We start from the raw sequence: 6,340 nt of genomic DNA on the forward strand, positions 1-6,340 counted from the left end.
GAGCCCGCCGCCATGCGGGAGGTGCTGGCGTAGCCGCCGGGCGGTTGCCTATCGCGGCTGGCTGGTGGCGACTGTCCGCAAGACCTTGGCCAGTGGCTGGGGGCCGAGCTGCATCAGTGCCCGGACCGCGCTGGCTTCGCGGCTGTACTGCCACAGGCCCGCGGCGGGGGTGGTGAAGGAGATGACCGTGAGGCCGCAGGCGGTGAAAGGTGTGGTGTTCAGGTAACGCATGCCGCCGGTGCCGCACAGATACGACCTGGCACCAGTGAAGGTTGCGAGGTCGGCGAGGCGTTCTGAGCGGCCCGGCCTGGCGTGAAGGCCGCTGCTGCGGAGGACGACGCCGGTCCATCCCAGCAGGTTCAAAAGGATGCGGGTGGACGCCTCGGCTACGTCAGCGGTCTTGTCGGTGGTGTCGAACAGGTCGAGCACCGAGGTCAGGGCCTGCTGGAAGGCGGGCCAGTGGGGACTGGCTGCGTAGTGCTGCTGCAGCATGTGCGCGGTCCGACGGCGGGACCGGGCCGGTTCGACGATCAGAGCGTTGTCGATAGTCGTTTGACGGCCGTGGGGCAGGTGGGTGGGGATGGTGAGCCACTGGCGCCGCAGCGGGTCGGCCAGGCTCGCCAGGCGGGCTCGGTGCTGGTAGTCGCGGCGATTGAACTGGACGTCGTTCAGGACGATCCAGTAGTCAGCTGCGAACAGCTTGGCCAGGGTGGTCAGCCGGGGCAAGAGGTTGGGCTGGTGGATTGCGCACAGCCCGCCGGGCGGCGGCAGTTCAGGTGAGGAGGCGGCTGGTGAAGCCGTCGTGGATGAGGGATTCGTAGGCGGCATGCACGTCCTCCGGGACATCTTGCTCGATGGCGAAGCCGAGCCGGGGGTATTCGATGACCCGCTGCATGTCACCGACGAGCATGTGGGTGACGAAGGCTTCGTCGCCGATCGCCTTGAGGTAGTCGTCGAACTCCAGAGGTTCGGACGCGCAGGTCACCTCCACTTCGGGCCAGACCTTGCGGCAGGTGGCGTAGGCGCGTCGCTCCATGTAGGGCATGGCAGTCAGCAGCACCGACTTCGGTGTGATGCCGGCTGCGGCCAGTACCTCTCGGGTGAAGGCGATGTTCTGCCCGGTGTTGGCGGCGTTCGGTTCGACGAGGACCGCGCTGTTGGGGACTCCGAGGTCGGTGGCGTGCTCGCGGAAGTGGACGGCTTCCCCGCGCGGGAAGCGGGCTGCGGTGTTGGGGCTGTTGCCGCCGGTGAACACGATGGTCGGGACGAGCTTTTGGAGATAGAGGTCGGCGGTGAAGGCGGCGACCCGCAGGTCGTGGCTGCCCAATCCGATGGCCACGTCGCAGGGCTTCAGCTGGTGGTGCATCTGGTGGTAGTCCCAGATCAGCTTGGCGTTGCGCCACTGGTTCTCGGTAATGGCCCGCTGGTTGTCCGTCACTGGCTTCTCCCTGTTCACCGTCGCCGGGGATGTTCGGTCCCCTGGTTCGTGGTCCGGATGCCCTCGATGCTGCGAAGTTGGTGGCTCATGCCGTATTGCGCGGCCATCTTCGCGGCCTTGTCGAGGACGTGCAGTCCATCATCCCGGGTGGCCGGGTCGGAGAGCAGGATGTGGCCGTGGGCGGTGTCCAGGCGCACGCGTTGCATCGGTGAGTCGGTCGTGGCGGTGCTGCGGGCGATGTCGATGAAGTGCAGGGCTTTGGTGAGGTCGCCGGCGCCGCGGTGGGCGAGGGCGAGTTTCTGGTGAGCGACGGACCAGTCGTCGGGCTCGGCCAGGTCCTCGAAGTCGCGGGTGGCAGCGAGCATGACGCGGGCGGCGTAGTCGTGGTTGCCGTGCTTGCTCAGTGCGGTTCCCACCCACAGCCGGGCTCTGGCCCGGTCTCGGCGGGAGAGCCTGTCATCCACGGCCAGGGTTTCGTAGTGGCGAGCGGCGGTTTCCAGCTTGCCGGACATTTCGGCGAGCACGGCGAGTGAGAGGTCGAGCTGGGCGATGCGGCGGGGGATGTCGAGTTGGGTGAAGGCCGAGCGGGCGCCCACGTACGAGTGCTGGGCTGACAGTGGGCCCAGCACGGCGCCTTGATCGCGCTGGAGGTCGCCGAGGAGGGCTGTTGAGCGGGCGAACAGGTACAGGCCCTTGTCGTCCAGCTCGGCCGGCTTGAAGCGGCCCAGCCAGCGGCCGAGCAGGTTGTCGGCGAAGGTGAAGCTCTGGCGGGAGAGGGCGACCACCACGCGGTCGAGGTCGTCGGTCCATGATTCGTATTCCCAGGCCCGCGGGCCGGACGCCGTCACCCGCCGTCCCGGCCCGGCTGCGGGGCGGCCGGCCTCGGACAGCAGGGTCTCGAACCGTAGATGGGCTGCGGCATCGGCGCGGGCCAGCGCGGTGTCCAAGATTGCCTGGGTGTCAGGTCTCGGCTCGGTGGCCTCAAGGAGCTTGTCCCACTTGGCGACAGTGCGCTGAGCGACACCGAGGTGCTGGGCGAAGACCCTGACGCTCATCCGCAGCGCGAGCCGCAGGGCGTGGGCCTCCAGGCCACTCCAGTGGTGCACGGTCGCCACGTGTTGCTCCCTTCCGCACAGTATCGAAGCACGATGCAGGCAGGTGGGGGCACGCAAGTGCAACGGAAGTACAACAGAGGGTCATTTGCTGGGGGTTGGAGCAGGGCCATGCTCGAGGGGCCGGCCCGGACCTGCCGGGGCCGGCAGCGTCTTTCGCCCCTGTTGATCCTTTGGACGGACCTGCATATGGAAACCCTCACAGAGCATCGCCCGGTGAACGGCCCGGTCGTCTACGGCTTCCTCCGGCTCCCCAGGAATGCTGCCGCCCGGCAGGCGGCCCTGACCGGGGCGCTGGCGGAGTACTGCCGCAGTCACGAGCTGGTGCTGGGCGCGATCTTCATCGAGCGAGGTAGTGCCACGAGCGCTCCGAGCGGGGCGTTCACCGGTCTGCTGGACGTGCTCGACCTGCCGGATGTCTATGGAGTGGTGCTGCCTGCCGCCTCTCATCTGGGGCCCAAGCCGATAGCCGCCGAGCGGCGGCGGCAGATCGCCGGCTCCGGCGTGCGGCTGATGCTCGTCCGCGGCGGCAGGACGACCCGCCGGCCGTCAGATCGCGCTCCCAGCCGCACTCCCAGCTCTGCCCCATCCCTGGACGCCGAGACATGAGGCTCGCCATGCCCGATGCCATCAAACGATTCTTTGCTCCTGTCCCCGAATCCGTGGGGCAGGCCCGCGACTTCGCCCTCCACGCCCTCGCCGCGTGGGACCTGGAGGGACGGGCCGATGACATCCGCCTGTGCGTCTCGGAGCTGGCTACCAACGCCCTCACGCACAGCACATGCTGCGGCCAGGGCTTCCACGTCACGATGAGCGCCGAGGACACCATCGTCCGCATCGAGATCCAAGACTCCTGCACCCACCGCCCTCGGCGCCGGCGCCCCAGCAGCGACGACACCTCCGGCCGCGGTCTGCACATCGTCGACATGCTCTGTGACGAGTGGGGCGTCGAAGAGAGCGGAGGGGCGGGCAAAGTCGTCTGGTCACGCTTCAAGACAGCCCCGGCCCCCCAGGGGGCGCCGTGCTGACCGCATGCACTCAGCCGGCCGCGGGCCCCGGGCCCGGGCTGTTGGCCACGCTGGGCGCCTGGACCTGGCTCGGCGTCGACCCCGACGACACTGATCTCGCGTATCTCCTCCTGGCGCACCCGCCCGGCCGCACGGATCATGACACGGCCGCTGCCGTTGAGGCCCGCATGCTGCAGCTCTCCGCAGCCCTGGGCGGCCTGGCCGGCACCGCAGGACCTCATCCCCGACGTCGGGAGGCGTCTGCTGGTGGCGGACACCGCTGCGGTGCTTCGCTTCGACGGCACCCGCTACGGCATGCGTCTACCGGTCCGGCGCGGCTGGACCGAGCATGTCCGCGGCCGCGGGCAGGCCGTTGTCGTGATCGGGCTGGACCCGCTGGCGCGAAGCGCCGACCTCGCCCGCGTCGACGCCTACCTCGACGCCGGCCTCGCCTGCGGACGCCTCCTGTTCGGCCTCGCCCGCCCCACCTGAACACCCCAACCCATGCACTGCCCTGACTCCCAACGAGAGGAACGGCCATGGAAACCTTCGAACGCGCCCGGCTGGACGCCTACTTCGCCAAAATCGCTGCCCAGTTCGCCCCCACCGATCAGGTCACCTCGTTCCTGGTGACCCACTTACTGCCCGAACGGCCCGGCTTCGTCCGCGCTGTCGCCGCGATGAGCCGACTGCGAGCCGTCCTGCCCAAGCCGAAGTCCCTCACCTCCGCCGCCCAGCGCGAGGTCGAGCAGACCACCCCGGTCGACACGCTCTCCCGTGAGCTGTTCGCCGATCCCGATGCCGCGCTGGACTACTTCGAATCCCGCGCCGCGGGCGAACCCCTCGTGCTGCTGGACGTCGGCGGTTACTTCGCCCCCGCCCTCCCCGAGCTGCACGCCCGCTTCTCCGGCCAGATCCTCGGAGTGATCGAGGACACCGAGAACGGCCACCGCCGCTACGAGGACCTCGACAAGCTGCCCTGCCCCGTCATCTCGGTCGCCCGCTCACCGCTCAAAGACCCCGAGGACTTCCTGGTCGGCCAGTCCGTGGTCTTCTCCACCGAGGCCGTCATGCGCGGCCGCGGCGACATCCTCCACGGCCGCCCCGCCCTGGTGATCGGCTTCGGCAAACTCGGCAGCTCCATCGCCCGCCTCCTGCACGCCAAGGGAGTCCAGGTCACCGTCCACGACATCGACCCCGTCCGCCGCACCCAGGCCCTGTCCCAGGGCTTCACCGTCGCCCGCGACCGGGAAGACGCGCTGAGGGGCGCGGGCCTGGTGCTCTGTGCGACCGGCGCGATCTCCCTGCACGGGGAGGACTTCGGGCACCTGCGCAACGGCGCCTACGTCGCCACCGTCACCTCAAGCGAGGACGAACTGGAGCTCAGCAACCTGCCGGACGTCTACACCCGCACCACGGCCGGCGACCACGTCACCCGCTACCAGACCACCGGCCACTACTTCTATCTGGCGAACGGCGGCAACGCCGTCAACTTTATCCACGGCGCAAGCGTTGGACCGTTCATCTTCCTGGTCCAGGCCGAGCTCCTCGCCGGGATCAGGAAGCTCACCCGCACCGACCTCGCCCCCGGAATGCACGAGGCCGATGCGGACGACCGCGCCGCCATCGCGGCGACCTGGCTCTCCTACTTCAACAGGTGATCACCATGCCCATCACACAAGCCCACATCCACGCCACCCTGACCGCCTACCTCGAGGCGCACCCCGACGAGAAGCCCGAACTGGCCCCGGTCCTCGATCTCCTCGACACCGGAGCCGACCTCACCTCCCGCAAGGAGTTCCGCGGCCACGCCACCGCCGGCGCGATCCTCACCGACAACGACGGACGCATCCTGCACATCCACCACCTGGCCCTCGACAAGTGGCTACTGCCCGGCGGGCACCTCGAACCCACGGACAACACCCTGCTGGAGGCAGCCCTGCGAGAACTCACCGAAGAGACCGGGATCCCCTCCGACGACGTCAAAGCCGCAAGCCCCCACCCCGTCCACATCGACGTCCACCCCATCCCCGCCAACGACGCCAAGGGCGAACCGGACCACCAACACATCGACTTCCGCTACCTCTTCCGAACCGCCACCGACATCGGCCAGCTGCAGACCGAAGAAGTCACCGACGCCGCATGGCGAGACGCCAACAGCATCAGCCACGAGACTCTGCGACGCCGCATCGCCCAGGCTCTGCGCTAACCCATGGAGAACAGGCTGTCCCTGCGCCCGCCTACACCCGCAGGGACAGCCCCCGAACCTCCCAGCGGCAACCTGAGTAGGAACCCAAAGGGCAGTAGGCGATCTGCGTGCTGGGCCCTCTGCCGGCATCAAACTCCCCGGCCTCCTGGGATGCCGCTCGCCCCCTCAACCAGGCGGCCATCCCGTCCCGAACCCTGCGGAAGGTGTGCGATGTACTCGCCCCCCACCACCCAAGCTGACGAACACCGCGCTCTCGCCGCGCAGCAGGAGGCCAGCGCAGCGCTCGGCGTCACCGTCGAGGGAGCGCGGTTGTGGGGCTACCAGGGACGCACCCTAGGGCAGAAGGCACACCATCCTGACCATGGAGCTTGCTGGCTGCGGCTGATCTCCGCACCGACCGAGCACGCGAAGGGGAAGCTGTGGGAGGGCACCAGCGACGCAGCCACTGCCTTCCCCGGAGTGCGCAAGCCCGCGCTATTCGGCATCCACGACGGCGCCGAGCGCGACGGCATCGCCTACCGCGCCGAACTCACCGCCTTCACCGACTCCCCCACCTGCGCACCCGAACCGGTGC

At 68.9% G+C, this 6,340-nt stretch carries 8 protein-coding genes and 1 pseudogene; 6 read left to right on the forward strand and 3 right to left on the reverse strand.

The window, feature by feature from the left end:
• Nucleotides 1-48: 48 nt before the first annotated feature.
• Genes ACH4FH_RS37130 through ACH4FH_RS37140 form a run of 3 tightly spaced genes read right to left on the reverse strand, consistent with a single transcriptional unit; the run spans nt 49 to nt 2,553 of the window.
• A complete protein-coding gene (locus ACH4FH_RS37130; RefSeq protein WP_398560393.1) occupies nt 49-726 on the reverse strand; it encodes a WbqC family protein in 678 nt (225 codons plus the stop codon).
• 46 nt (nt 727-772) lie between these two features.
• Nucleotides 773-1,438 carry a YdcF family protein gene (locus ACH4FH_RS37135; RefSeq protein ID WP_398560394.1) on the reverse strand — a complete coding sequence of 222 codons (666 nt, stop codon included), beginning with the start codon at nt 1,436-1,438 and terminating at the stop codon, nt 773-775.
• Between the two features lie 14 nt (nt 1,439-1,452).
• Nucleotides 1,453-2,553, reverse strand: coding sequence for a helix-turn-helix domain-containing protein (locus tag ACH4FH_RS37140; RefSeq protein ID WP_398560395.1), 1,101 nt, complete (start codon nt 2,551-2,553; stop codon nt 1,453-1,455).
• A gap of 186 nt (nt 2,554-2,739) precedes the next feature.
• On the opposite strand from ACH4FH_RS37140, the gene ACH4FH_RS37145 reads away from it, so the two are divergent.
• The 6 genes and pseudogenes from ACH4FH_RS37145 to ACH4FH_RS37170 all read left to right on the forward strand — a co-directional run.
• Nucleotides 2,740-3,159 carry a hypothetical protein gene (locus ACH4FH_RS37145; RefSeq protein ID WP_398560396.1) on the forward strand — a complete coding sequence of 140 codons (420 nt, stop codon included), beginning with the start codon at nt 2,740-2,742 and terminating at the stop codon, nt 3,157-3,159.
• Nucleotides 3,160-3,167: 8 nt separating this feature from the next.
• The gene (locus ACH4FH_RS37150; protein ID WP_398560397.1) at nt 3,168-3,578 is read left to right on the forward strand and encodes an ATP-binding protein; all 411 of its coding nucleotides are present in this window, start codon (nt 3,168-3,170) and stop codon (nt 3,576-3,578) included.
• A gap of 246 nt (nt 3,579-3,824) precedes the next feature.
• Nucleotides 3,825-4,049: a hypothetical protein gene (locus ACH4FH_RS37155; protein WP_398560398.1), complete on the forward strand. Its 225-nt coding sequence runs from the start codon at nt 3,825-3,827 to the stop codon at nt 4,047-4,049.
• Between the two features lie 47 nt (nt 4,050-4,096).
• Complete coding sequence (locus ACH4FH_RS37160) at nt 4,097-5,218, forward strand: adenosylhomocysteinase (RefSeq protein WP_398560399.1); 1,122 nt, start codon at nt 4,097-4,099, stop codon at nt 5,216-5,218.
• Nucleotides 5,219-5,223: 5 nt separating this feature from the next.
• Nucleotides 5,224-5,766, forward strand: coding sequence for an NUDIX hydrolase (locus tag ACH4FH_RS37165; RefSeq protein WP_398560400.1), 543 nt, complete (start codon nt 5,224-5,226; stop codon nt 5,764-5,766).
• A gap of 210 nt (nt 5,767-5,976) precedes the next feature.
• Nucleotides 5,977-6,340, forward strand: a pseudogene (locus ACH4FH_RS37170) (hypothetical protein); the annotation flags it as partial.

Source organism: Streptomyces sp. NPDC017993 (genome assembly GCF_044328065.1).
In the GTDB taxonomy this organism is placed as follows: domain Bacteria; phylum Actinomycetota; class Actinomycetes; order Streptomycetales; family Streptomycetaceae; genus Streptomyces.